A 24,248-nucleotide genomic window follows, 5' to 3' on the forward strand; every position below is an offset into this window, starting at 1 on the left:
TGTTGCAGAGAATATGCCGCGCTTTGCCGGATGGCGACAACGACTCCGGCCTGCAGTGAGATCAACCCAGGCCGGAGAGCCGTACGCTTAATCGATATACTTCATCGCCACCCGTGATGTCAGGCGCGTGATAAGTTCGTAAGCACTTACTTTCGTTATTTCAGCGATGCGTTCGACGGGCAGCCCTTCGCCCCAAAGAATCACCGGATCGCCTGCATTGTCCTGCGCCTGCGGGCCGAGATCTACGCAGATCATGTCCATCGCCACGCGTCCCACAATCGGCACTTCACGACCGTTCACCAGCACCGGGGTGCCGGTCGGCGCCGCGCGCGGATAGCCGTCGCCATAGCCCATCGCGACAACGCCAAGCCGCGTGTCTCGCTCGCTTCGCCACGTTCCTCCGTAGCCTACCGGTTCCCCGGCTTTGTGCTCGCGCACCGCTATCAGGCTGGAAGTCAGGGACATCACCGGCTGGCAGCCGAAGTCCGCGCCGGTAGAGTGGTTTTCCAACGGCGAAACGCCATAAAGGATGATCCCCGGGCGCACCCAGTCAAAATGCGACTGTGGCCATAGCAGGATCCCGCCGGACGCGGCAATGGAGCGCTGCCCAGGCTTTCCCGCGCAGAAGGTGTTGAAAATCGCGAGCTGCTTTTCCGTCGCTCCACATTCCGGTTCATCGGCACGGGCGAAATGGCTGACGATATTGACTGGCTGACGCACATTTTTGCATCGGGTCAGACGCTGATAAAACGCGTCTGCCTGCTCCGGCAGCACGCCCAGACGGTGCATACCGGTGTCGAGCTTCATCCACACGCTTACTGGCGCATCCAGTTCCGCCGCTTCCAGCGCAGCCAGTTGTTCTTCGTTATGTACCGCCGTATGCAGATGCTGTACGGAGATAGTGGGTAGATCAGACGCCTCAAAAAAGCCTTCCAGCAGCAGGATAGGCTGGGTGATCCCTCCCGCGCGCAGGCGCAACGCCTCTTCAAGTCGCGCGACGCCAAAAGCGTCAGCATCGGGGAGCGTTCGCGCGGTCTCTAACAGGCCGTGTCCGTAGGCGTTCGCTTTCACCACCGCAACCAGCTTGCTGGCAGGCGCCAGTTGACGCAGACGTTGCAGATTGTGTCGCAGAGCGCGGCGATTAATAAGGACGGTTGCCGCTTGCATTTGAATTCCTTAAATTATTTTTCTCAAATTTGGCGTTATTGTTGCAGCGAGTTTGGGTGCGGCCAGCGCGCAGCCACCGGAGCGTACTGAAGTACGTGAGGATGGCGAGCACTGCCCAATCCCAAAATCGCAAATAAAATAGCCAAATTATTTATTCGTCGTCGTATTGTGGCCCGGCATAATTATCAAAGCGCGACCATTGCCCGTTGAATGTCAGACGCACCGTGCCGATGGGGCCGTTACGCTGCTTACCAATAATGATTTCCGCGATGCCTTTCAGGTCACTGTTCTCGTGATAAACCTCATCACGGTAGATAAACATAATCAGGTCGGCGTCCTGCTCGATAGAGCCGGACTCACGCAGGTCGGAGTTGACCGGACGCTTGTCGGCACGTTGTTCCAGGGAGCGGTTAAGCTGCGACAGCGCCACTACCGGCACATGCAGTTCTTTCGCCAGCGCTTTCAGCGAGCGGGAGATTTCGGCGATCTCCAGGGTACGGTTGTCGGAAAGCGACGGTACGCGCATCAGCTGAAGGTAGTCGATCATAATAAGCCCGATGCCGCCATGTTCGCGGGCAATACGGCGCGCGCGGGAGCGCACTTCCGTCGGCGTCAGGCCGGATGAATCATCAATATAGATATTGCGTTTTTCCAGCAGAATGCCCATCGTACCGGAAATACGCGCCCAATCCTCGTCGTCGAGCTGACCGGTACGGATGCGGGTTTGATCGACGCGGGACAGCGACGCCAGAGAACGCATCATGATCTGTTCCGAGGGCATTTCCAGACTGAAGATAAGCACCGGCTTGTCCTGCAACATCGCCGCGTTTTCAACGAGGTTCATCGCAAAGGTCGTTTTCCCCATCGACGGACGCGCGGCGACGATAATCAGATCCGAGGGCTGTAAACCGGCGGTCTTTTTATTGAGGTCGTCATAGCCGGTGTTCACGCCGGTCACACCATCGTGCGGCTGCTGGAATAGCTGTTCGATACGCGCGACGGTAGCGTCGAGCACATCGGCAATATTTTTCGGACCTTCGTCTTTATTGGCGCGGCTTTCGGCGATTTTGAAAACGCGGGATTCGGCGAGATCGAGCAGATCTTCGCTGGTGCGCCCCTGCGGATCAAACCCGGCTTCGGCGATTTCATTTGCCACCGAAATCATTTCACGGACAACGGCCCGTTCGCGGACGATGTCGGCATAAGCGCTGATATTCGCCGCGCTTGGGGTATTTTTTGACAGTTCCGCCAGATAGGCGAATCCGCCAACGCTGTCCAGCTGTCCCTGGCGCTCCAGCGATTCCGCGAGCGTAATCAGGTCGATAGGGCTGCCGCCTTCCTGCAGGCGACCCATTTCAGTAAAGATGTGACGGTGCGGACGGGTGTAGAAATCATCCGCTACCACACGTTCGGCAACGTCGTCCCAGCGCTCGTTATCCAGCATTAAACCGCCCAACACCGACTGTTCCGCTTCAATCGAGTGCGGCGGCACTTTCAGCCCGGCAACCTGCGGGTCGCGCTCCCGGACATCAGTCTGTTGTTTGTTGAAGGGTTTATTTCCTGCCATAGTGAATGGAGTTACCGAAATAATGATTGGGTCGAAAGATTACCACATTTCTTTTGGAGGAAGCATGGCAACACGTATTGAATTTCACAAGCATGGTGGCCCTGAAGTGCTTCAGGCCGTGGCGTTCACCCCGGCAGATCCGGCGGAGAACGAAATCCAGGTCGAAAACAAAGCGATTGGCATTAACTACATCGATACCTACATCCGCAGCGGGCTTTATCCGCCGCCAGCGCTGCCCAGCGGGCTGGGTACCGAAGCAGCGGGCGTAGTGAGCAAAGTGGGCAGCGGCGTAACGCACATCAAAGCGGGCGATCGCGTCGTGTATGCGCAATCTGCGCTCGGCGCCTACAGTTCAGTGCATAACGTCGTGGCCGATAAGGCGGCGATTTTACCCGACGCGATCTCTTTCGAGCAGGCCGCTGCCTCGTTTTTGAAAGGGCTGACTGTCTTTTACCTGTTGCGTAAAACCTATGAAATCAAACCCGATGAACCGTTCCTGTTCCATGCGGCGGCAGGCGGCGTGGGTTTGATTGCCTGCCAGTGGGCGAAAGCGCTGGGCGCAAAACTTATCGGTACCGTGAGCAGCGCGCAAAAAGCGCAGCGGGCGCGGGATGCAGGCGCGTGGCAGGTGATTAACTATCGCGAAGAAAATCTCGTAGAGCGGGTCAAAGAGATCACCGGCGGGAAAAAGGTCTGCGTAGTGTACGACTCGGTGGGGAAAGACACCTGGGAGTCCTCGCTGGACTGTCTGCAGCGTCGCGGCCTGATGGTCAGCTTCGGTAACGCGTCCGGCCCGGTGACCGGCGTGAACCTGGGGATCCTGAATCAGAAGGGTTCCCTGTACGTCACGCGCCCTTCTCTGCAGGGCTACGTCACCAATCGCGATGAGCTGACTGAAGCCAGCAACGAACTGTTCTCGCTAATCGCCAGCGGCGTGATCAAAGTTGATGTGGCGGATAGCCAGAAGTTTGCCCTGCAGGATGCGCAACGCGCGCATGAAATGCTGGAAAGCAGGGCTACGCAAGGGTCCAGCTTGCTGATTCCGTAAGCCGGGATCCGCTGAAAGAATTAGGGCTTCCACCTGGGAAGCCCTTTCTTTTTTTAGTTCGGCTGTATGTAGGGTACAGCACGATGAATCCGTTAGACGCGCAATAGTGACAGATTTGATTATCAATTCCTATTTGGTTCTAAAGGCAAAATTGCAGGTTGTGACAAACCCCACAATACCCTAGTAACGCCAGCGGTTATTGCGACGATATTGCGGCACTTTCGGCGATTTGATTGCCTTGATAACCCATACCACAGCAACCGCCAACAGCAGCCATGGCAACAGTTTGATCATCAAAGCAAACATTCCGCCCAGGAACATCACCGCGGTTGCCACCACCAGCGCAGCCAGGATGCCCAACAGCGAAACGCCAGTGACCATCAGCATGATAAAAAAGCCAAGCACAAAAAGTAGTTCCAGCATGACGCTCTCCCATAATGAAATTCTGCTCAATGCTTTACAAAATGCGTGCCAACATTAATCCGTTGATATATAAACAAAACGCCCCGCGGCAGTGCGCAGGGCGTGGTGAAATTGACTAACTAATGGTGAAATTTTAACGCTTATCAGCGACCAGTTTTAACGCATGCTCAAGCACGTTGATATCCGCACCGGCTTTATGGGCATTTTCGCTCAGGTAACGACGCCATTGACGCGCGCCCGGAATGCCCTGGAACAGGCCAAGCATATGGCGGGTGATATGGCCTAAATAGGTCCCCTGGCGCAGTTCCCGCTCAATATACGGATACATCGCCCGTACCACGGCCACCGGATCGGCATCCGCCGTGTCAACGCCGAAAATCTCCCGGTCAACCGAGGCCAGAATTCCCGGATTCTGGTACGCTTCGCGCCCGACCATAACGCCATCCATATGGGCAAGGTGCGCTTTCGCCTGTTCCAGTGACGTAATACCGCCGTTAATCGACAGGGTGAGATGCGGAAAATCCCGTTTGAGCTGATAAACCCGTGGGTAATCCAGCGGCGGAATTTCGCGGTTCTCTTTCGGGCTTAATCCGGAAAGCCAGGCTTTTCGGGCATGAATGATGAACATGTCGCATTCACCGTTGCCTGAAACGGTATTCATGAAGTCACAGAGAAATTCATAGCTGTCCTGGTCGTCGATACCGATGCGGGTTTTTACCGTCACCGGAATCGACACCGCATCACGCATCGCCTTCACGCAATCGGCTACCAGCTGCGCGTTCCCCATCAGGCATGCGCCAAACATACCGTTCTGCACGCGATCCGATGGACAGCCGACGTTAAGGTTGATCTCGTCATAGCCGCGAGCCTCCGCAAGTTTTGCACACTGCGCAAGCTGAGCCGGATCGCTTCCCCCCAGTTGCAGTGCCACCGGATGCTCCTCATCGCTGTACGCCAGGTAATCGCCTTTGCCATGAATAATGGCGCCTGTTGTGACCATCTCGGTATAGAGCAGCGTCTGGCGAGACAGCAGGCGCAAGAAATAGCGGCAATGTCTGTCCGTCCAGTCGAGCATCGGTGCGATGGAGAAACGGTGAGCGGGAAAGGCAGCGTGTAATTCTGGTGACATGGCGATTTTTTGAGCGTCTGGTGAACAAGGGGCGCTACTATAGCACAAAGGTAAACCGGAGACGTAACGTCTCCGGTGCTGCCTCAGAACGTCATGCTGAGCTGCGCGCCTGCCCCCCAGGTTTCGTCTTCACCATACAGACCCATCAGATCCACATGAACGCGGTTGAACGGAGAAAACCCAACGCCGCCGGTAAAGACATTGCTGTCGTTCGCCTTCACATCAGCACGGTAGCCTGCCCGAACGGCCAGCCAGTTCAGCGGACGAACCTCTGCGCCGACGCCTACATACTGGGAATCATCTTCGCTCTTAAAACCTTTCGTTTCGGTTAGATCGCCATCCGCTGTCAGCGTCACTACGTCGTTATGCCAGGCGACACCCGCGGTGACCAACGGGCGAATCTGATAGGTATCCTGATAATTACGCGTTTCACCGGTCAGGCCGTTGGTGATGTAAATTGATTTGGTGTCGATATCGCGCGAGATAAGGTTTTGCCCGCTGACGCCCAGCGTCCAGTTTTCGCCAAAGTCCGCCGCAATCCCGGCATCGACGTTAAAGCCGGTGTCATCGTTGCGGTATCGGCTGCTGTTCCAGTCGCTGCTGTCGTAGTTATAGATCGAGGTCGTGTAATTATAGAGCCAGGTTTTTTGCAATTTCGGCGTGACGCCAATAGAAAGCGGCACGTCGCCTAAGGCAAACTGACGCGCCACCGCGATACCGTAATCGGAGACGATCGCCGCCCGGCCGGATGCCGTGGAGTTAAGGTGTTTGGTGATTTCATCAGAGCCCTGCAGCGCCGCCCTGCCCGCTTCAACTAACGCATAGGCATCGCTACCCTCGATTCTGCGCAGATAATCAATATCGCCTTGATCGATTGACGCGCTTACACGGCCATGCGCATAGCCTTTCGCCACAAACGCAACGGATAACACCTCGTTGGGAATACTGACCGCCAGTCCGGCCCCGGCGTTAGCATGCGCCGTCTTCCCTTTCAGGTACTCCAGCTCATCGGCAAGATCGCGCGCCGCCCCCTGAAACTGGTTTAACACGCCGCGAGGGTTCAGCAGAACCTCGGCTGGCGTCAGGTTATCGACGACGTCATCGTAGTAGTCGATTTTGTCGCTGATTTCATCAATCTCATCCTGCAAGTTATCCTCGTCGGTAATTTGCGCCCCAACCGCAGGAAGGATGACGGTAATGCTGTCCTCAGGTTTAGCCTTCGCCAGCAAAGCCGGGTTGATGAGAACCCCACTGCCATAATGTGCCGAAGCCACGCCCGTCCCGCCCATTGCATCGTTACGCGCTTCCGCCCAGGTATTTGCCGCGTTCGCCTGATGTGATACCCAAAACGAAACCGCGATCGCCACCACCGAAAAATTAAAATTTTTATTCACAGTAAACCCATTTTTATTAGCAGGTGAAATAACGCCTCTGCCAGTATCAACGCAGCAGAGGAGAACTATTGCTGTGAAAAAATGAATAAAAATGGTGCTATTCGCTTCATGCAGAATGGGGCTGAAGCGTTCTCTTTTTGTGATATGCCTCAATATGTATAGAAGACTTTATTAAGCGCGGAAAGATTCGCAGACGATATATCGTCACTGGCAGGATCTCGGCGTTTCCTGCAGAACATGATAAAGTGAGGGTTTATCACCCCACGCTAACCGAGGTGCCCAATGGAAAAGACCACAACGCAAGAGCTGCTGGCGCAAGCTGAAAAATTGTGCGCGCAACGCAATGTGCGACTGACCCCGCAGCGCCTCGAAGTGTTACGCCTGATGAGCCTGCAGGACGGGGCGATTAGCGCTTACGATCTGCTCGATCTGCTGCGGGAGTCAGAGCCACAGGCCAAACCGCCGACGGTTTACCGGGCGCTGGATTTTCTGCTAGAGCAAGGGTTCGTGCATAAGGTGGAATCCACAAACAGCTACGTACTTTGTTATCTTTTCGATCAGCCGACGCATACCTCAGCCATGTTTATCTGCGATCGCTGCGGCGCGGTGAAGGAAGAATGCGCGGAAGGGGTGGAAGATATTATGCATACGCTGGCGGCAAAAATGGGTTTTGCCCTGCGTCATAACGTGATTGAAGCGCATGGGTTATGTTCAGCGTGCGTGGAGGTTGAAGCCTGTCGTCATCCTGGCGATTGCCAACATGACCATTCTATTCAGGTCAAGAAAAAACCCCGTTAATGGCGCGAGCGGCAAGGCGCGCCGCTCACTGTAAGCAAATAAAGGGCAGTACGTCCTTGTACTTTTGGGCAGGAGGGTTTACCAGCGGTAGTCGTTGCGGGTTTCCCAGTCACCCACCTCTTTTTCCGCCTGATCTTTCTGGTAGCCATAACGTTCCTGGATTTTACCTACCAGCTGATCGCGCTTACCTTCGATAACCGTCATGTCATCGTCGGTTAATTTGCCCCATTGCTCTTTCACCTTACCTTTGAATTGTTTCCAGTTACCACCGGCTTCGTCTTTATTCATCATAAAGTCCTCTTCGTTAGGCTGTGAATAGCGAGTCTACGTCATCCAACGTTGCTACGTTTCTTGCTGGACGTGATATTTAGTGTAGTCAGGGATTCTGGGTTCGGTTGAGTATTCAGAATATTTAACCGTCACGTTGCCGAAAACCAGGTACCGTTACGCCAGTGCCGCCGCCAAATCCATGCTAACGAAAGTCCGCGCAGCGCCAGGAAAACCGCCAGCGCCAGCCACAAACCGTGATTCCCCAATGCCGGTAGCGCCAGCAGCGTTAACGCAAAACCCGTCGCCGCCACCGCCATACTGTTACGCATTTCCGCAGCGCGGGTCGCGCCAATAAACATGCCATCCAGCAAGTAGCACCAGACGCCGACCAACGGCAGGATCACCTGCCAGAACAGATAACGATCGGCTAACTGTTGCAACTGCGGCAGTGAGGTCAGCAGCGCGATTATCTGCTCCCCCACCAACAGGTAGGTCAAAGAAAACAGCAGTGCTACGATGCCTGACTGACGACACGCCGCCCGCCAGACCTCCAGCAATTGACTACCGTCCCGCGCGCCATACGCCTGGCCGGAATGCGCCTCAACAGCGTAGGCAAAGCCGTCCAACGCATAGGCGGTAAAGGTAAGCAGCGTCATGAGCACTGCGTTCACGGCAATGATGTCGCCGCCAAGCCTTGCGCCAAGAACAGTAATGGCGCCAAAGCAGAGCTGGAGCAGCAGCGAACGCAGCATAATGTCGCGATTAAGCGCCAGCAGGCGACGAATATTCCCGCGCCAGGCCTGCTTTAACATCTCCATCGAGACGCCGCGCAGATGCAGCACCTTGCGCACCATCAGCATTCCCAGCAATAGCGTGGCGTATTCAGCTATCACCGTAGCCAGCGCAGCGCCCTGCACGTTCATATGCAGGCCCATCACCAGCCACAGGTCGAGGATAATGTTGAGGATGTTACCGACAATCAGCAGAATCACCGGCGCCCGCGCATACTGCACACCGAGCAGCCAGCCCAGCAGGACCAGATTGGCCAGCGAGGCGGGCGCGCTAAGCCAGCGGATTTCCAGGAAGCGTCTTGCCTGCGCCAGCACCGCTTCGCTACCGCCGACGATATGCAGCGCCAGATCGATCAGCGGCGTTCGGCAGAGCGCAATGAGCAGGCCAGCGCCCAGCGCCAGCAGCAATGGCTGTACTAACGCGCGCGCCAGCGCCTGTGGGTTCTTCGCTCCAAACGCCTGCGCCGTAAGCCCGGTAGTGCTCATTCGTAAAAAGAGCAGCAGCATGAACAGAAAACTGGTAGCCGTCGCCCCAACCGCCACCCCGCCGAGGTAAACAGGACTATCAAGGTGGCCTATCACCGCGGTATCTACCAGCCCAAGCAGCGGCACAGTGATGTTGGAGAAAATCATGGGTAAGGCAAGACGCCAGAGCGCTTTATCAGCAGATGCAAAGAACGGCATGAGAAGAAGCCTGAGGAGCAGTTATCGTAGATTTAAAATTATACAGGCCTGATAAGCACAGCGCTGCCAGGCCTGGCGCCGGATAACGGCGCGTACGCTCTTATATCCGGCTAAATGAAATTACAGCCATTCACCGTTGCGGATGACGCCGACGGCCAGCCCTTCAATCGTGAAGCTTTGTTCACGCAGATCCACGACGATCGGTGTAAATTCGCTGTTTTCTGGCAGAAGCTCGACTTTGTTGCCCTGTTTTTTCAGGCGTTTTACCGTTACTTCGTCATCAATGCGCGCCACGACCACCTGACCGTTACGTACATCCTGCGTTTTGTGTACCGCCAGCAGATCGCCGTCCATAATGCCGATGTCTTTCATCGACATACCGCTGACGCGCAGCAGGAAGTCGGCATTCGGTTTAAACAGTGACGGATCGACCTGGTAATGGCCTTCAATGTGCTGCTGCGCCAGCAGCGGCTCGCCTGCCGCAACGCGACCGACCAGCGGTAAGCCATCTTCTTCTTCCTGCAGCAGTCGAATGCCGCGGGACGCGCCGGAAACGATTTCAATCACCCCTTTGCGCGCCAGCGCTTTCAGGTGTTCTTCAGCGGCGTTTGGGGAACGGAACCCCAAACGCTGCGCGATTTCCGCACGCGTCGGCGGCATACCTGTCTGGCTGATGTGATCCCGAATAAGATCAAACACCTCTTGCTGCCTGGCCGTTAACGCTTTCATTCCGCCCCCTGGGTGTATATACAGTTATGCTGTGAGTATATACAGCTAAAGGTGATTTTGGAACCACAAACTGCACAATGATCCGCAGTTTTATGCGGTTATGGAACGGAGCGCGTATGTTGTTAGTGAAAATGGGCCCACAGCAGAATGCCCCAGGTGATCAGCGCGACAATAATGGAAAGCAGCACTGCCGCCGATCCCATGTCCTTCGCCCGTCCTGACAGCTCGTGATATTCGGATCCAATACGGTCGACGACGGCTTCAATTGCACTGTTTAAAATTTCAACAACCATGACCAGCAGCACCGAGCCAATCAGCAGAACGCGGGTAATAGCATCGACATCCAGCCAACAGGCGATGGCCACGCCTGCCAGCACCGCAATGCTTTCCTGACGGAACGCCGCCTCGTTGACCCATGCTGCGCGAAACCCCTTCCAGGAGTAACCGGCTGCTTTAATAATTCGGGTGAATCCAGTGGTATTGTTAGCCATTAAAAGAACCTTTTTGCATTATTGGCGTCAATGACAATGCTTTGTTAGCGCGTATAATCTGAGTGCGGGCAACGCGGCGCGAAGTATGACCGTATACAACAGAAATTCACATGACTTTCTGATATCCTTGCAGCGCATTTGCATTATTAACCAGAGGCTTTACATCGTTTATGTCCGGCTGGCCACGAATTTACTATAAATTACTGAATTTACCATTAAGCGTACTGGTAAAAAGCAAGTCTATTCCGGCGGATCCTGCCCCGGAACTGGGACTCGATACCTCTCGCCCAATTATGTACGTTTTGCCGTATAACTCCAAAGCGGACTTACTCACACTGCGCGCGCAGTGTCTGGCGCACGATCTTCCCGACCCGTTAGAGCCGCTGGAGATCGACGGCACGCTGCTGCCGCGCTATGTCTTTATTCATGGCGGACCGCGTGTCTTTACGTATTACACGCCGAAAGAAGAATCTATCAAGCTGTTCCATAACTATCTCGATCTGCATCGCAGTAATCCAGACCTGGATGTGCAAATGGTGCCGGTCTCGGTGATGTTTGGCCGCTCGCCTGGACGTGAAAAAGGCGAAGTGAATCCGCCGCTACGTATGCTTAACGGCATTCAGAAATTCTTTGCCGTCTCCTGGCTGGGGCGCGACAGCTTTGTGCGTTTCTCGCCGTCCGTGTCGCTGCGCCGCATGGCCGACGAACACGGCACCGACAAAACCATCGCGCAGAAACTGGCGCGCGTGGCGCGTATGCACTTCGCCCGTCAGCGTCTGGCGGCGGTCGGTCCGCGTCTGCCGGCGCGACAGGATCTGTTTAACAAACTGTTGGCCTCGAAAGCCATTGCCCGCGCGGTAGAAGACGAGGCGCGTAGCAAGAAGATCTCCCACGAAAAAGCGCAGCAAAACGCCATTGCGCTGATGGAAGAGATCGCTGCGAACTTTTCTTACGAGATGATTCGCCTGACCGACCGCATTCTGGGCTTTACCTGGAACCGTCTGTATCAGGGGATCAACGTCCATAACGCCGAGCGCGTGCGCCAGTTGGCCCACGACGGGCACGAAATCGTCTATGTGCCGTGCCACCGCAGCCATATGGACTATCTGCTGCTCTCGTATGTTCTTTACCATCAGGGGCTGGTGCCGCCGCATATCGCTGCCGGTATCAACCTGAACTTCTGGCCTGCGGGACCGATTTTCCGTCGCCTGGGCGCGTTCTTTATCCGCCGCACTTTTAAAGGCAATAAGCTCTATTCGACGGTGTTCCGCGAGTATCTCGGCGAACTGTTCAGCCGCGGCTATTCCGTTGAATACTTTGTCGAAGGCGGGCGTTCCCGTACTGGCCGTTTACTGGATCCGAAAACCGGCACCCTGTCGATGACCATCCAGGCGATGCTGCGCGGCGGTACCCGTCCGATTACGTTAGTCCCGATTTACATCGGCTACGAGCACGTTATGGAAGTGGGCACTTACGCCAAAGAGCTGCGCGGGGCGACGAAAGAGAAAGAGAGCCTGCCGCAGATGCTGCGTGGCCTGAGCAAACTGCGTAATCTCGGTCAGGGCTACGTTAACTTCGGCGAACCGATGCCGCTGATGACGTACCTCAACCACCACGTTCCCGACTGGCGCGAGTCTATCGATCCTATTGAAGCGGTGCGTCCGGCCTGGCTGACGCCGACGGTTAACGGTATTGCTTCTGAACTGATGGTGCGCATTAACAACGCAGGGGCGGCGAACGCCATGAACCTGTGCTGCACCGCGCTGTTGGCGTCACGTCAGCGTTCGCTCACTCGCGAGCAGTTGACCGAGCAGCTCAACTGTTATCTGGATCTGATGCGCAATGTGCCGTACTCCTCTGACTCAACGGTCCCGTCGGCCAGCGCCAGTGAACTGATCGATCACGCGTTGCAGATGAATAAGTTTGAAGTCGAAAAGGATACCATTGGCGATATCATCATTCTGCCGCGCGAGCAGGCGGTACTGATGACCTATTATCGCAACAACATTGCCCATATGCTGGTTCTGCCGTCGCTGATGGCCGCGATCATTACCCAGCACCGCCGTATCTCCCGCGACGCGTTGCTGCAGCACGTGGATGTCCTTTACCCAATGCTGAAAGCCGAGCTGTTCCTGCGCTGGGAGCGCGATGAACTGGCTGGAGTCATTGATGCGCTGGCGACAGAAATGCAGCGTCAGGGGCTGATTACCGTACAAAACGACGAGCTGCATATTCATCCTGCGCGTTCCCGCACGCTGCAACTGCTGGCGGCAGGCGCACGCGAAACGTTGCAACGTTACGCCATTACCTTCTGGCTTCTGAGCGCGAACCCGTCAATCAACCGCGGTACGCTGGAAAAAGAGAGCCGGACCGTGGCGCAGCGTTTGTCGGTTCTGCACGGCATCAACGCGCCGGAGTTTTTCGACAAGGCAGTGTTCAGTTCGTTAGTGCTTACTTTACGTGACGAAGGCTATATCAGCGATACTGGCGATGCAGAACCTGGCGAAACCATGAAGGTGTACCAGATGCTGGCGGAGTTGATTACCTCGGATGTGCGCCTCACTATCGAGAGCGCGACGCAAAGCGAGTAACGTATAAAAAAACCGGTCGAATGACCGGTTTATTGTTTATAAATGCCAGTAGCTCATCGCCAGCCCGATAAACAGCACCAGCCCGACATAGTTATTGTTCATAAACGCTTTGAAGCAGGCTTCACGTTCGCGGTGAGCGATCAGCTTCTGCTGATACGCGAACAGCGCGCCAGCGACCACAATCGCCCCGTAAAATCCTATCCCCAGTCCGTTCAGCCAGCCAATCAGCGCCATCAATACCAGCACCGCGACCTGCAAAATACCGATGATCAGCTTGTCGTTTTTACCAAACAGAATAGCGGTCGACTTAATACCGATCTTCAGGTCATCGTCACGGTCAACCATCGCATACTGTGTGTCGTAGGCCACCGCCCAAAGTATGTTAGCCAGGAACATTAACCAGCAGCTCAGCGGCACCGATTCGCTCACTGCGGCAAAGGCCATCGGAATCGACCAGCCAAACGCCGCGCCCAACACCACCTGCGGCAAATGGGTGTAGCGCTTCATAAACGGGTACACCCAGGCCAGCGCCAGCGCGGCAACGGAAAGTAAAATAGTCATGGTGTTGAGCGTCAACACCAGCAGGAAGGCGAGCATCACCAGCACGACAAACAGCGTCCGGGCCTCTTTTTCAGTCACCGCGCCGCTGGGTAACGGACGGTTCGCCGTGCGCTTCACGTGACCGTCAAATTTGCGATCGGCATAGTCGTTTACCACGCACCCGGCGGCGCGCATCAGCCAGACGCCCGCAACGAAGACCGCCAGAATCCACAATGGAGGCACGCCAGGGGTCGCGACCCATAACGCCCATAGCGTCGGCCAGAGCAGCAGTAAGGCGCCAATGGGCTTATCCGTCCGCATTAAGCGATGAAACGCCAGAAGCTTGTTCTGCGTCAGACTCCACTCCATTTTATTTTCCTCTTAGTACAACGGTGATGCCGGTAAAAACAGCTCGGTCAGCAACAGCGGCTTACCGCTCAGCCGCAGGCGCGAACGCCGTCCCCAAAGCCCGGCATCACAACCAATCTCAATAAAATCTCGGGTTAATGTCGATGATGTAAAAAGATAGCGCCCTAACGGGATTTTGCCCAATTTTTGTAGGGCTATTTCCGGGCCGCTGAGGGTGGATTCAGGCACCACTGTGCGTCCGGCAAGCCAGGGTTCCTCATCGGCGCATAACAGGATTTCACGCAGCCAGTAGCGGGACTCTTGCGGCAGCAACGCCAGTTCGTCCGCTACCTCTTGTTGCCCGACAAAGCCTTCTCTTATCAGCGTCACCGTGACCCGTTTTCCCTGCTGCTCAAAACGTTTTGTCATGGAATCTTCCAGTAACAGCCAGTCGAGCTGTTCTGCATCCAGCGCAGGGATCGCTTCAAAATAGCGCAGCGCACGCAGTTGCGTTAACGCGGGGTGTGACATGCTGACTCTCCGTTTCATAACTGAAAGTCATTGTATCGCAGAAAAGCGATTACAGAAGGAAGAAACGCAGTTAAGTGATCTGTTACGCAACAGAAACGTAACAATTCGCATCGAATGCTAAAACGAGGGCGAAAAAAAGGTGCGCCACAAGACGCACCAGTTGTTGCAAATCAGCAATGTGGGGAGAACCTTACCCCTTGCCTTTTACACTGCTGATAAAGGTGGAACGAGCAGATGTCGACCCCAGGCGTTCAGCTTCATCAAGCAGTTTCAGCGCTTTATCCACGTCACCTTTGGCGACGGCGTCTTTAATCGCCTTGTTAAAGTAGCTTTCAGTGTCGTTCAGCATCGGCTCGCTTTTCTTAACCGGCGCAGGTGTCGGCGCGGCAGCGGGTGCGGCATAGGCAGGCGCAGGCGCGGCGGTATTACCGACCGTCACCGGACCCGGACCGGACGATCCAAACAGCGGCCCTACCAGCACGCTGGAGCTGCTGCTGGTTTTCACTTTCAGTGTCAGCAGGCCGTCGGTGGTGTGACGGGCCACGGGGTCCGGAATATCCGGTACGGCGTTACCGACACCTTTGGCATAGGCTTTGGCCGGATCAAGCAGCGTAGTGGTATGCTGGAGATCTTTCTCGGTGGTAAAGACCAGCACGTAGAGCTTCTGCTGGCCCAGCGCTGGCGTCAGACGCATCACCCCTTCCAGACGATCCGCGCTCATTACGCCCGGTGCCTGGTAGGTGAAATAACTGCTGGGGAAAAACGCGGATGGCGTCATGTTCTGATCAAGAATCAGCACGTTCGGCGCAAAGACGCTGGTTTGTTTATTCACTTCGCTGGAAAGCGTAATGTTCAGTTCGCCGATATTCGCCGGGACGCTCCAGGCCGCGACGGGGCCGGTAATGCCCGCCACGTCGAGACGCTGGCCGGCGGTTGAAAGCTGGACAGATTGCGTTTTAGATTGATCGGCCGGCGTCCAGGTTAATTGCTGGAGCGCAGCGGTCGGAATAGTCGGCGCGGCGCTGGTGTTTTGCGGCACATAGTTGACCTCAGCCAGGCTGATGCCCGGCGCGCTGGCGAGTAACCCTGCGGATAAACAAAGGGCGACGAGACTTTTCTTCATTTTCATTGTTATCACCTCAGAAAGCATGGGTTCAGCGGTGGCCAGGCAATAGCGCGCTAAACCGCGAGAAAACAGAGGGGCTTACGCCCCTCGTTACGTCAGGTTAATGCCGGATTACCACCAGATTTCCATCTGGGCGCCGAAGGACCACTCATCGTTGTCGCCACGGCTGGTTGTGCTGAAGCCGGAGTTGGTTGCTGCGGCGTAACGGGACACATTGTCACCGTTTTTGATATAACCCCAGTTTTCATCCCATTTCGCGTAGGTCGCGAAGACGCGGATTGCTGGACGGGACCAGATGCTATCGCCCGCCTGCCATTGTTGCGCCAGGGTAATTTTGTACTGGCTGTTACGATCACCGGTTTGCTGTGACTTCACGTTGTCGTAACCCACTTCCATCAGGGTGCTCATGATCGGCGTCCATTTGTACATCGGACGCACGCCCACGGTCCACCATTCGGTGCCGAGGTTATTATCCAGATCGACGTTCTGGTACATACCGACGTACATCAAATCCCATTTATCGCCCAGCGAGATTGCGCCGTGATCCAGGACACGCCACATTTCACCATTGTTATTAATGTTTGGATCGTTGATATCGGATAAAGACCCCTGCGGAACCCCTTTACCCTGCGTGGTCATCGCATCTAAAGCGTACTGCAACACAAACTTGTTGTAGCCCTTCAGCATGCTCTGGGTGTGTTCAGCGGTGAACATCCAGCCATCTTTCGATGCGCCATCCGCCAGACGGTAGTCGTCGGTAGTATTCGCGCGACCGTAGTCAACGCCCAGCTCCAGTACGCCGTCCGGGTTGGTTTCCAGACCGGCTAAACGTACGTCGAACACGTCGTTGGCGGTATCTTTGGAGCGATCGTAAATATTCTGGCTGCTGAAGGTATAAGAACCGCCCGCTTCCTGAGAACGGGTTGCGGCCAGAGACAGTTTACCGAAGCCCAGATCGATGTTTTCAATACCGGCGCCAGGACCGGAAATATCCCAGTAGTAGAAGTCGATCATGTGGACGTCATGACGCTGATAGAAGCGCTTACCGGCCCAGATAGTGGAGCCCGGCAGCCAGTCGATCAGGTTTTTACCCTGTACGTTGGCTTCACGGAACGCCGGATCGGTTCCTTCCCAGTCGTTCTGCTGCGCGACGGAGTAAGCGACGTTGGTATCGAAGTAAAAACTCTTATCGCCCTCTTTCCACACTTCCTGACCCAGTTTCAGTTCCGCGTAGGTTTCACATTCGTTACCAAGACGGTACTTACTTTGAGCGCCGGTTGCCTGGAAGCACTGTTGTTCGCCGCCACTGCCCGTCCAGCCAATACCGGAACGAGCATAACCATGGAAATCCACGGCCATTGCCTGAACAGACATCATGCCTGCTGCTACGGCAACCGCCAGGGGGAGTTTGCGCAGAGTAATCATCATTCTATCTCCTGAGATCATTGCTTTTCTTTAAACGCGTCACCGGTCGGGCTGCCGCTTTGTTGGCTTGATGCCGCCACGTCGGGTTTTACGTTTTGTTTTTTTAATGGGGAGCCTTAAACGCCCGGTTCCTTGTGCAACCGACGACATGCGGTGCCATCCTCACGGAACAGATGGCAACGCTCTGGCGGCAGGCCGATAGCGAATGTGGCGCCCTCTTCTACCAACACCACGTCGTTCTGGCGGTAAACCAGGTTCTGACGGATGGCGGGGATCTGGATATGAATTTGCGTTTCGTGACCGAGTTGTTCGACAACCTGCACTTCACCTTCCAGGGTGACGTCGGCGATGTCGCTCGGCAACAGGTGTTCAGGACGAATCCCTAAGGACATGTTTGCCCCCACCTGGACATTCGCGCTGTCGACAGGCAGCCAGACGTGCTGGCGGTTAGGCAGCTCAACCTGAACCTGGTCGATGGCGGTGGCGGTGACTTTCACCGGCAGGAAGTTCATCTTCGGCGAGCCGATAAAGCCCGCGACGAAGCGGTCAGCCGGATAGTGGTACAGCTCCAGCGGCTTGCCGACCTGCGCCACGCGTCCGGCGTCGAGCACCACAATTTTGTCCGCCAGCGTCATCGCTTCGACCTGATCGTGGGTGACGTAAATCATCGTGCGGCCCAGGCGTTTATGCAGGCGGGAGATTTCAATACGCATCTGGACACGCAGCGCGGCGTCAAGGTTGGACAACGGTTCATCGAGCAGGAACACGCGCGGTTCCGCCACCAGCGTACGGCCAATCGCCACGCGCTGGCGCTGACCGCCGGAAAGCGCCTTCGGCTTACGCTCCAGCAGGTGCGCCAGTTGGAGTACTTCCGCCACCTGATTGACGCGCTGGTTCATCACCTCTTTTTTGGCGCCCGCCAGCTTGAGGCCAAACGACATATTTTCCGCAACGGTTAAATGGGGATAGAGCGCATAAGACTGAAAGACCATGCCAACGCCGCGTTCTGCGGGCGGGATATCGTTCATTCGGGTGTCACCGATGAAAAGATCCCCGCTGGTGATGGTTTCCAGCCCGGCAATCATACGCAGCAGTGTGGATTTTCCGCAGCCTGACGGTCCGACAAACACCACGAATTCCCCTTCGTGAATGTCGAGGTTGATATCTTTCGATACCACCACGTCACCCCAGGCTTTCGTTACATTTCGCAGCTGTACGCTCGCCATGCCCTTCTCCCTTCGTTACAACCTGTCATCGACAGCAACATTCATGATGGCCTGACTATGCGTGATTCATTGATTGCGTAAATCCTCCACCCCCCGGCTTTTTTATGGGGGAGGAGTCGGGAGGATGAGAGAAGGAGCACTGAGACCGACGCCAGGCAGCAGCAGGGAATTTCGTGATGTCGCTTGCAAAAATGGGACTGTTTTTATGTGCGCCAGTACGCATTACTCACATTTATGTAACACAGATCACATAAAGCGGGGGTGGGGCGTAGGGGGAAGGATGATGGAAAGAGGATGTCAATTAAGGAGACTGGGGCACGTTGAACCACTGAAGTCGTACCACGAGCACATCACCAAAAGGATGGCAGATATGAAGATTAAGACTGGCGCACGCGTTTTCGCATTGTCCGCCCTCGCAGCAATGATGATTTCCGCACCTGCGCTCGCCAAAATTGAAGAAGGCAAGCTGGTTATCTGGATTAACGGCGACAAGGGCTATAACGGCCTGGCCGAAGTGGGCAAAAAATTCGAGAAAGACACCGGCATTAAAGTGACCGTTGAGCATCCGGACAAGCTGGAAGAAAAATTCCCGCAGGTCGCGGCCACCGGTGACGGCCCGGACATTATCTTCTGGGCGCATGACCGCTTTGGCGGCTACGCGCAGTCTGGCCTGCTGGCTGAGATCACCCCGGACAAAGCGTTCCAGGACAAACTGTATCCGTTTACCTGGGATGCGGTGCGTTATAACGGCAAGCTGATCGCCTACCCTATCGCGGTCGAAGCGCTGTCGCTGATTTATAACAAAGACCTGGTACCAAACCCACCGAAGACCTGGGAAGAAATTCCGGCGCTGGATAAAGAACTGAAAGCGAAAGGTAAGAGCGCGCTGATGTTCAACCTGCAGGAGCCGTACTTCACCTGGCCGCTGATCGCCGCTGACGGCGGTTACGCGTTCAAGTTTGAAAACGGCAAGTACGACGTGAAAGATGTCGGCGTGGACAGCGCGGGCGCGAAAGCCGGTCTGACCTTCCTGGTTGACCTCATCAAGAACAAACACATGAACGCGGATACCGATTACTCCATCGCCGAAGCGGCCTTTAACAAAGGCGAAACGGCAATGACCATTAACGGTCCGTGGGCGTGGTCAAACATCGACAAGAGCAAAGTGAACTACGGCGTTACCCTGCTGCCGACCTTCAAAGGCAAGCCGTCAAAACCGTTCGTGGGCGTGCTGAGCGCCGGTATTAACGCCGCCAGCCCGAACAAAGAGCTGGCGAAAGAGTTCCTTGAAAACTACCTGCTGACCGACGAAGGCCTGGCGGATGTGAACAAGGACAAACCGTTGGGCGCCGTGGCGCTGAAATCCTATCAGGATCAGTTAGCCAAAGACCCACGTATTGCCGCCACCATGGATAACGCCCAGAAAGGCGAAATCATGCCGAACATTCCGCAAATGTCCGCCTTCTGGTATGCGGTACGCACAGCGGTAATCAACGCCGCCAGCGGTCGCCAGACTGTTGACGCCGCGCTGAAGGATGCGCAGGGCCGTATCACCAAGTAATGTACAGGTAAGGTGTCGGATGGCGGCATCCGCGCTTTATCCGGTCTGCATAACGCTGCAGGCCGGATAAGCGCAGCGCCATCAGACACACTGACCTGCAGGATTTCAATGTTGTTGAGGAAGATCCCCATGGATGTCATTAAAAAGAAACATTGGTGGCAAAGCGACGCGCTGAAGTGGTCGGCGATCGGTCTGCTTGGCCTGCTGGTGGGTTACCTTGTAGTTTTAATGTACGCACAAGGGGAGTATCTGTTCGCCATCATGACGCTGATTTTAAGCTCTGTTGGCCTGTACATTTTCGCTAACCGTAAAGCATACGCCTGGCGCTATGTTTATCCGGGTCTCGCCGGGATGGGGCTGTTCGTCCTGTTTCCGCTGATCTGCACTATCGCCATTGCGTTTACTAACTACAGCAGCACCAACCAACTGGCGCAAGAGCGCGCGCAACAGGTTCTGCTGGACCGCTCTTATCAGGCGGGTAAAGCCTATAACTTTGGATTATACCCGGCGGGCGACGACTGGCAGTTGGCGCTGACCGACGGGGAAACCGGTAAATATTACGTTTCTGACGCCTTCACATTTGGCGGCGAGCAGAAACTCGAGTTAAAAGCAGCGGACGCCCTGCCTTCCGGCGAGCGCGCCAACCTGCGCGTCATTACCCAGAATCGCCAGGCGCTGAACCAGATCACCGCCGTGCTGCCGGATGAAAGCAAAGTCATCATGAGCTCGCTGCGCCAGTTCTCCGGCACCAGACCGCTGTACACGCTGGCCGACGACGGCACGCTCACCAATAACCAGAACGGCGTACAGTACCGTCCGAACAACAACATCGGTTTTTATCAGTCCATTAACGCCGATGGCAACTGGGGCGATGAAAAACTCAGTCCGGGCTACACGGTCACTATCGGCTGGGATAACTTCACCCGCGTCTTCACCGACGAAGGCATTCAGAAGCCGTTCTTCGCCATCTTCGTCTGGACCGTCGTGTTCTCGGTGCTGACCGTCATCCTTACCGTCGCAGTCGGTATGGTGCTGGCCTGCCTCGTGCAGTGGGAGTCGCTGAAAGGCAAAGCGATTTATCGTGTACTGCTGATTCTGCCGTATGCCGTCCCGTCGTTTATCTCGATTCTGATTTTCAAAGGGCTGTTTAACCAGAGTTTTGGTGAAATCAACATGATGCTGAGCGCGCTGTTCGGTATCAAACCGGCCTGGTTCAGCGACCCGCTAACCGCCCGCTCGATGATTATCATCGTGAATACCTGGCTGGGTTATCCGTACATGATGATCCTGTGCATGGGGCTGCTGAAGGCCATCCCGGACGACCTGTACGAAGCGTCGGCGATGGACGGCGCAGGCCCGTTCCAGAACTTCTTCAAAATTACGCTGCCGCTGCTGATTAAACCGTTGACGCCGCTAATGATCGCCAGCTTCGCCTTTAACTTTAACAACTTCGTGCTGATTCAACTGCTGACCAACGGTGGCCCGGATCGTCTCGGCACCACCACGCCAGCCGGGTATACCGACCTGCTCGTCAGCTACACCTACCGCATCGCCTTTGAAGGCGGCGGCGGGCAGGACTTTGGTCTGGCGGCGGCAATCGCCACGCTGATCTTCCTGCTGGTGGGCGCGCTGGCTATCGTTAACCTGAAAGCCACACGAATGAAATTTGACTAAGGAGGGCATCGATCATGGCTATGGTTCAACCCAAATCTCAAAAGCTGCGCCTCCTCGTGACGCACTTAGGGCTGCTGATTTTTATCGCGGCGATCATGTTCCCCCTGCTGATGGTTATCGCGATCTCACTACGTGAAGGGAACTTTGCCACCGGCAGTCTGATCCCGGAAAAAATCTCCTGGGAGCACTGGCGGCTGGCGCTGGGCTTCAGCGTTGAGCATGCTGATGGCCGGGTCACGCCGCCACCCTTCCCGGTACTGTTGTGGCTGTGGAACTCGGTGAAGATTGCCGGGATCACCGCCATCGGAATCGTGGCGCTCTCGACCACTTGCGCTTACGCCTTTGCCCGCATGCGCTTTCCGGGTAAAGCCACGTTGCTTAAAGGGATGTTGATTTTCCAGATGTTCCCGGCGGTACTGTCGCTGGTGGCATTGTATGCCTTGTTTGACCGTCTCGGTCAGTACATTCCGTTTATCGGCCTGAACACGCACGGCGGGGTGATCTTCGCCTATCTTGGCGGTATCGCGCTGCACGTCTGGACCATTAAAGGCTATTTCGAAACCATCGACGGCTCGCTGGAAGAAGCGGCAGCGCTGGATGGCGCCACGCCGTGGCAGGCGTTCCGCCTGGTGTTGTTGCCGCTGTCGGTACCGATTCTGGCGGTGGTGTTTATCCTGTCGTTTATCGCCGCCATCACCGAAGTGCCGGTTGCTTCTCTGTTACTGCGTGATGTCAACAGCTATACCCTGGCCGTGGGTATGCAGCAATATCTCAACCCACAAAACTATCTGTGGGGCGATTTTGCCGCGGCGGCTGTGCTTTCTGCCATTCCGATCACCCTGGTGTTCCTGCTGGCCCAGCGCTGGCTGGTTAACGGCCTGACGGCAGGCGGTGTGAAAGGATAAGTTTTACGCTGTACCCGCCCGGAAACGGGCAATGCCACTGCACCCTCAACGTGTATTTATCCAACTTGTGACTGTAATTCGGCGCTCCCCGGAGCGCCTTTTTTTATGTTATTTGATAATGCCGTTATGATTATTATCTTTCGTGCTCACGGTCACTGCTTTTCTATTTTCCTTTTATCACCCGGCGCAACAAACAGAATTAAGATCACAGAAAAGACATTACGTAACCGCAATGTAAAAAATGATAATTGTTTTACCTGCCTGTTAAACCCACCATCATCGACACTGATAAAAAGAACTGTATCCGCAAGGCAGGTCTGAATGAACACCCCATATAATTCCCGATATATTTTTTCGATTACCTTAGTCGCAACATTAGGAGGGTTATTATTTGGCTACGATACTGCGGTAATATCCGGTACCGTTGAGTCATTGAATACCGTCTTTGTTGCCCCACAACATCTCAGTGAATCCGCCGCCAACTCGTTGCTCGGCTTCTGTGTCGCCAGCGCCTTGATCGGCTGCATCATTGGCGGCGCGATCGGCGGCTATTGCAGCAACCGCTTCGGTCGTCGCGATTCGCTTAAAATTGCCGCACTGTTGTTCTTTATTTCCGGTGTCGGTTCCGCCTGGCCGGAATTAGGCTTTACCACCATCAATCCGGATAATACCGTCCCCGTTTATCTGGCCGGATACGTTCCTGAATTTGTTATTTATCGTATCATTGGCGGTATTGGCGTCGGGTTAGCATCCATGCTGTCGCCAATGTATATCGCTGAAATGGCGCCAGCGCCAATCCGCGGGAAACTGGTTTCGTTTAACCAGTTCGCGATTATTTTCGGCCAACTCCTGGTGTACTGCGTCAACTATTTTATTGCCAAATCCGGCGACGCGACCTGGCTGAATATCAACGGCTGGCGTTATATGTTCGCCTCGGAATGTATTCCTGCCCTGCTCTTTTTACTGCTGCTGTATACCGTTCCGGAAAGCCCGCGCTGGCTGATGGCGCACGGCAAACAGGAACAGGCCGAAGGCATTCTGCGCAAAATTATGGGATCCTCGCTCGCCACGCAGGCCGTACAGGAGATTCACCAGTCGCTGGAGCACGGTCGCAAAACCGGCGGACGCCTGCTGATGTTTGGTGTGGGAGTCATTGTGATTGGCGTTATGCTCTCAGTGTTCCAACAGTTTGTCGGCATCAACGTGGTCCTCTATTACGCGCCGGAAGTGTTTAAGACGCTGGGCGCCAGCACCGACGTGGCGCTGTTACAAACCATTATCGTTGGCGTGATCAACCTGAGCTTTACCGTGCTGGCCATTATGACGGTAGATAAATTTGGCCGTAAGCCGCTGCAAATCATCGGCGCGCTCGGTATGGCTATCGGGATGTTTAGCCTCGGCACCGCGTTTTACACCCAGGCGCCGGGAATCGTCGCCCTGCTGTCGATGCTGTTCTACGTCGCCGCGTTTGCCATGTCGTGGGGTCCGGTATGCTGGGTTCTGCTGGCGGAAATCTTCCCGAACGCGATTCGTGGCAAAGCGCTGGCTATCGCCGTCGCCGCTCAGTGGCTGGCAAACTATTTTGTCTCCTGGACTTTCCCAATGATGGACAAAAATTCGTGGCTGGTCGCTCATTTCCACAACGGTTTCTCCTACTGGATTTACGGTTGTATGGGCGTGCTGGCAGCGCTGTTTATGTGGAAGTTCGTGCCGGAGACCAAAGGCAAGACGCTGGAAGAACTGGAAGAACTGTGGGCACCTGCGGAGAAAAAATCCCGCGAAGCCCCCGCACAGTGATTGCTCTTACCTTCAACGGCGGCCTGCGGGCCG

Annotated in this window: 21 protein-coding genes; 7 read left to right on the forward strand and 14 right to left on the reverse strand. The window is 55.3% G+C overall.

Annotated features, from left to right (window positions below; all coding sequences use genetic code 11):
* Window positions 1–87: 87 nt before the first annotated feature.
* Window positions 88–1,167: an alanine racemase gene (gene alr, locus JY391_RS20775; RefSeq protein ID WP_200036000.1), complete on the reverse strand. Its 1,080-nt coding sequence runs from the start codon at window positions 1,165–1,167 to the stop codon at window positions 88–90.
* A 151-nt stretch (window positions 1,168–1,318) separates the two neighbouring features.
* The gene (dnaB, locus tag JY391_RS20780) at window positions 1,319–2,734 is read right to left on the reverse strand and encodes a replicative DNA helicase (protein ID WP_042291212.1); all 1,416 of its coding nucleotides are present in this window, start codon (window positions 2,732–2,734) and stop codon (window positions 1,319–1,321) included.
* 64 nt (window positions 2,735–2,798) lie between these two features.
* Between dnaB and JY391_RS20785 the strand changes: the two genes are divergently transcribed.
* Window positions 2,799–3,782 (forward strand): quinone oxidoreductase, encoded by a 984-nt coding sequence (locus JY391_RS20785; protein WP_060570451.1) that lies wholly within the window; start codon window positions 2,799–2,801, stop codon window positions 3,780–3,782.
* 180 nt (window positions 3,783–3,962) lie between these two features.
* On the opposite strand, the gene pspG is transcribed toward JY391_RS20785, so the two are convergent.
* The 3 genes from pspG to JY391_RS20800 all read right to left on the reverse strand — a co-directional run bounded on the left by pspG (window position 3,963) and on the right by JY391_RS20800 (window position 6,728).
* Complete coding sequence (gene pspG / locus JY391_RS20790) at window positions 3,963–4,205, reverse strand: envelope stress response protein PspG (RefSeq protein ID WP_042291214.1); 243 nt, start codon at window positions 4,203–4,205, stop codon at window positions 3,963–3,965.
* A gap of 133 nt (window positions 4,206–4,338) precedes the next feature.
* On the reverse strand, window positions 4,339–5,334 hold the full coding sequence (dusA, locus tag JY391_RS20795; RefSeq protein WP_060570410.1) for a tRNA dihydrouridine(20/20a) synthase DusA: 996 nt from the start codon (window positions 5,332–5,334) through the stop codon (window positions 4,339–4,341).
* 83 nt (window positions 5,335–5,417) lie between these two features.
* On the reverse strand, window positions 5,418–6,728 hold the full coding sequence (locus JY391_RS20800) for a conjugal transfer protein TraF (protein ID WP_042291219.1): 1,311 nt from the start codon (window positions 6,726–6,728) through the stop codon (window positions 5,418–5,420).
* Between the two features lie 282 nt (window positions 6,729–7,010).
* Between JY391_RS20800 and zur the strand changes: the two genes are divergently transcribed.
* The gene (zur, locus tag JY391_RS20805; protein ID WP_042291221.1) at window positions 7,011–7,526 is read left to right on the forward strand and encodes a zinc uptake transcriptional repressor Zur; all 516 of its coding nucleotides are present in this window, start codon (window positions 7,011–7,013) and stop codon (window positions 7,524–7,526) included.
* 78 nt (window positions 7,527–7,604) lie between these two features.
* Here zur and JY391_RS20810 read toward each other — a convergent pair whose 3' ends face one another.
* The 4 genes from JY391_RS20810 to JY391_RS20825 form a co-directional block, all read right to left on the reverse strand.
* Window positions 7,605–7,814 carry a CsbD family protein gene (locus JY391_RS20810; protein ID WP_042291340.1) on the reverse strand — a complete coding sequence of 70 codons (210 nt, stop codon included), beginning with the start codon at window positions 7,812–7,814 and terminating at the stop codon, window positions 7,605–7,607.
* 131 nt (window positions 7,815–7,945) lie between these two features.
* On the reverse strand, window positions 7,946–9,271 hold the full coding sequence (dinF, locus tag JY391_RS20815) for an MATE family efflux transporter DinF (RefSeq protein WP_211934957.1): 1,326 nt from the start codon (window positions 9,269–9,271) through the stop codon (window positions 7,946–7,948).
* A gap of 120 nt (window positions 9,272–9,391) precedes the next feature.
* Complete coding sequence (lexA, locus tag JY391_RS20820; RefSeq protein WP_042291226.1) at window positions 9,392–10,000, reverse strand: transcriptional repressor LexA; 609 nt, start codon at window positions 9,998–10,000, stop codon at window positions 9,392–9,394.
* Window positions 10,001–10,122: 122 nt separating this feature from the next.
* A complete protein-coding gene (locus JY391_RS20825) occupies window positions 10,123–10,491 on the reverse strand; it encodes a diacylglycerol kinase (RefSeq protein ID WP_211934958.1) in 369 nt (122 codons plus the stop codon).
* A 170-nt stretch (window positions 10,492–10,661) separates the two neighbouring features.
* Between JY391_RS20825 and plsB the strand changes: the two genes are divergently transcribed.
* Entirely contained in the window at window positions 10,662–13,082 is a 2,421-nt protein-coding gene (gene plsB, locus JY391_RS20830; protein ID WP_042291230.1) for a glycerol-3-phosphate 1-O-acyltransferase PlsB, read from the forward strand.
* Window positions 13,083–13,118: 36 nt separating this feature from the next.
* On the opposite strand, the gene ubiA is transcribed toward plsB, so the two are convergent.
* From ubiA to malK, 5 genes are all read right to left on the reverse strand, one after another.
* Window positions 13,119–13,991 carry a 4-hydroxybenzoate octaprenyltransferase gene (gene ubiA / locus JY391_RS20835; RefSeq protein ID WP_181822186.1) on the reverse strand — a complete coding sequence of 291 codons (873 nt, stop codon included), beginning with the start codon at window positions 13,989–13,991 and terminating at the stop codon, window positions 13,119–13,121.
* Window positions 13,992–14,003: 12 nt separating this feature from the next.
* Window positions 14,004–14,501, reverse strand: a complete 498-nt coding sequence (gene ubiC, locus JY391_RS20840) for a chorismate lyase (protein ID WP_211934959.1) — start codon at window positions 14,499–14,501, stop codon at window positions 14,004–14,006.
* A gap of 190 nt (window positions 14,502–14,691) precedes the next feature.
* A complete protein-coding gene (gene malM / locus JY391_RS20845; protein WP_211934960.1) occupies window positions 14,692–15,630 on the reverse strand; it encodes a maltose operon protein MalM in 939 nt (312 codons plus the stop codon).
* A 108-nt stretch (window positions 15,631–15,738) separates the two neighbouring features.
* Window positions 15,739–17,055 carry a maltoporin gene (locus JY391_RS20850; RefSeq protein WP_060570420.1) on the reverse strand — a complete coding sequence of 439 codons (1,317 nt, stop codon included), beginning with the start codon at window positions 17,053–17,055 and terminating at the stop codon, window positions 15,739–15,741.
* 113 nt (window positions 17,056–17,168) lie between these two features.
* Entirely contained in the window at window positions 17,169–18,278 is a 1,110-nt protein-coding gene (gene malK / locus JY391_RS20855; RefSeq protein WP_042291242.1) for a maltose/maltodextrin ABC transporter ATP-binding protein MalK, read from the reverse strand.
* A 370-nt stretch (window positions 18,279–18,648) separates the two neighbouring features.
* Here malK and malE point away from each other — a divergent pair, with 370 nt between their 5' ends.
* The 4 genes from malE to xylE all read left to right on the forward strand — a co-directional run bounded on the left by malE (window position 18,649) and on the right by xylE (window position 24,215).
* Window positions 18,649–19,839: a maltose/maltodextrin ABC transporter substrate-binding protein MalE gene (gene malE, locus JY391_RS20860; RefSeq protein ID WP_042291245.1), complete on the forward strand. Its 1,191-nt coding sequence runs from the start codon at window positions 18,649–18,651 to the stop codon at window positions 19,837–19,839.
* Window positions 19,840–19,968: 129 nt separating this feature from the next.
* A complete protein-coding gene (gene malF / locus JY391_RS20865) occupies window positions 19,969–21,513 on the forward strand; it encodes a maltose ABC transporter permease MalF (RefSeq protein WP_042291248.1) in 1,545 nt (514 codons plus the stop codon).
* Window positions 21,514–21,527: 14 nt separating this feature from the next.
* A complete protein-coding gene (malG, locus tag JY391_RS20870; protein ID WP_042291250.1) occupies window positions 21,528–22,418 on the forward strand; it encodes a maltose ABC transporter permease MalG in 891 nt (296 codons plus the stop codon).
* Window positions 22,419–22,739: 321 nt separating this feature from the next.
* The gene (gene xylE, locus JY391_RS20875; RefSeq protein ID WP_042291255.1) at window positions 22,740–24,215 is read left to right on the forward strand and encodes a D-xylose transporter XylE; all 1,476 of its coding nucleotides are present in this window, start codon (window positions 22,740–22,742) and stop codon (window positions 24,213–24,215) included.
* The last annotated feature ends 33 nt before the right edge of the window (window positions 24,216–24,248 follow it).

The sequence above is a fragment of the Citrobacter sedlakii genome (genome assembly GCF_018128425.1).
Classification (GTDB): domain Bacteria; phylum Pseudomonadota; class Gammaproteobacteria; order Enterobacterales; family Enterobacteriaceae; genus Citrobacter_A; species Citrobacter_A sedlakii.

Bases quoted from the DNA above. Each gene is read 5' to 3' on its own strand.
- malM (WP_211934960.1), bottom strand. From the start codon at position 15,630: ATGAAAATGAAGAAAAGTCTCGTCGCCCTTTGTTTATCCGCAGGGTTA.
- xylE (WP_042291255.1), top strand. From the start codon at position 22,740: ATGAACACCCCATATAATTCCCGATATATTTTTTCGATTACCTTAGTC.
- JY391_RS20850 (WP_060570420.1), bottom strand. From the start codon at position 17,055: ATGATGATTACTCTGCGCAAACTCCCCCTGGCGGTTGCCGTAGCAGCA.
- dnaB (WP_042291212.1), bottom strand. From the start codon at position 2,734: ATGGCAGGAAATAAACCCTTCAACAAACAACAGACTGATGTCCGGGAG.
- malF (WP_042291248.1), top strand. From the start codon at position 19,969: ATGGATGTCATTAAAAAGAAACATTGGTGGCAAAGCGACGCGCTGAAG.
- lexA (WP_042291226.1), bottom strand. From the start codon at position 10,000: ATGAAAGCGTTAACGGCCAGGCAGCAAGAGGTGTTTGATCTTATTCGG.
- JY391_RS20825 (WP_211934958.1), bottom strand. From the start codon at position 10,491: ATGGCTAACAATACCACTGGATTCACCCGAATTATTAAAGCAGCCGGT.
- JY391_RS20810 (WP_042291340.1), bottom strand. From the start codon at position 7,814: ATGAATAAAGACGAAGCCGGTGGTAACTGGAAACAATTCAAAGGTAAG.
- alr (WP_200036000.1), bottom strand. From the start codon at position 1,167: ATGCAAGCGGCAACCGTCCTTATTAATCGCCGCGCTCTGCGACACAAT.
- dinF (WP_211934957.1), bottom strand. From the start codon at position 9,271: ATGCCGTTCTTTGCATCTGCTGATAAAGCGCTCTGGCGTCTTGCCTTA.
- JY391_RS20785 (WP_060570451.1), top strand. From the start codon at position 2,799: ATGGCAACACGTATTGAATTTCACAAGCATGGTGGCCCTGAAGTGCTT.
- zur (WP_042291221.1), top strand. From the start codon at position 7,011: ATGGAAAAGACCACAACGCAAGAGCTGCTGGCGCAAGCTGAAAAATTG.
- pspG (WP_042291214.1), bottom strand. From the start codon at position 4,205: ATGCTGGAACTACTTTTTGTGCTTGGCTTTTTTATCATGCTGATGGTC.
- malG (WP_042291250.1), top strand. From the start codon at position 21,528: ATGGCTATGGTTCAACCCAAATCTCAAAAGCTGCGCCTCCTCGTGACG.
- ubiC (WP_211934959.1), bottom strand. From the start codon at position 14,501: ATGTCACACCCCGCGTTAACGCAACTGCGTGCGCTGCGCTATTTTGAA.
- plsB (WP_042291230.1), top strand. From the start codon at position 10,662: ATGTCCGGCTGGCCACGAATTTACTATAAATTACTGAATTTACCATTA.
- ubiA (WP_181822186.1), bottom strand. From the start codon at position 13,991: ATGGAGTGGAGTCTGACGCAGAACAAGCTTCTGGCGTTTCATCGCTTA.
- malK (WP_042291242.1), bottom strand. From the start codon at position 18,278: ATGGCGAGCGTACAGCTGCGAAATGTAACGAAAGCCTGGGGTGACGTG.
- malE (WP_042291245.1), top strand. From the start codon at position 18,649: ATGAAGATTAAGACTGGCGCACGCGTTTTCGCATTGTCCGCCCTCGCA.
- dusA (WP_060570410.1), bottom strand. From the start codon at position 5,334: ATGTCACCAGAATTACACGCTGCCTTTCCCGCTCACCGTTTCTCCATC.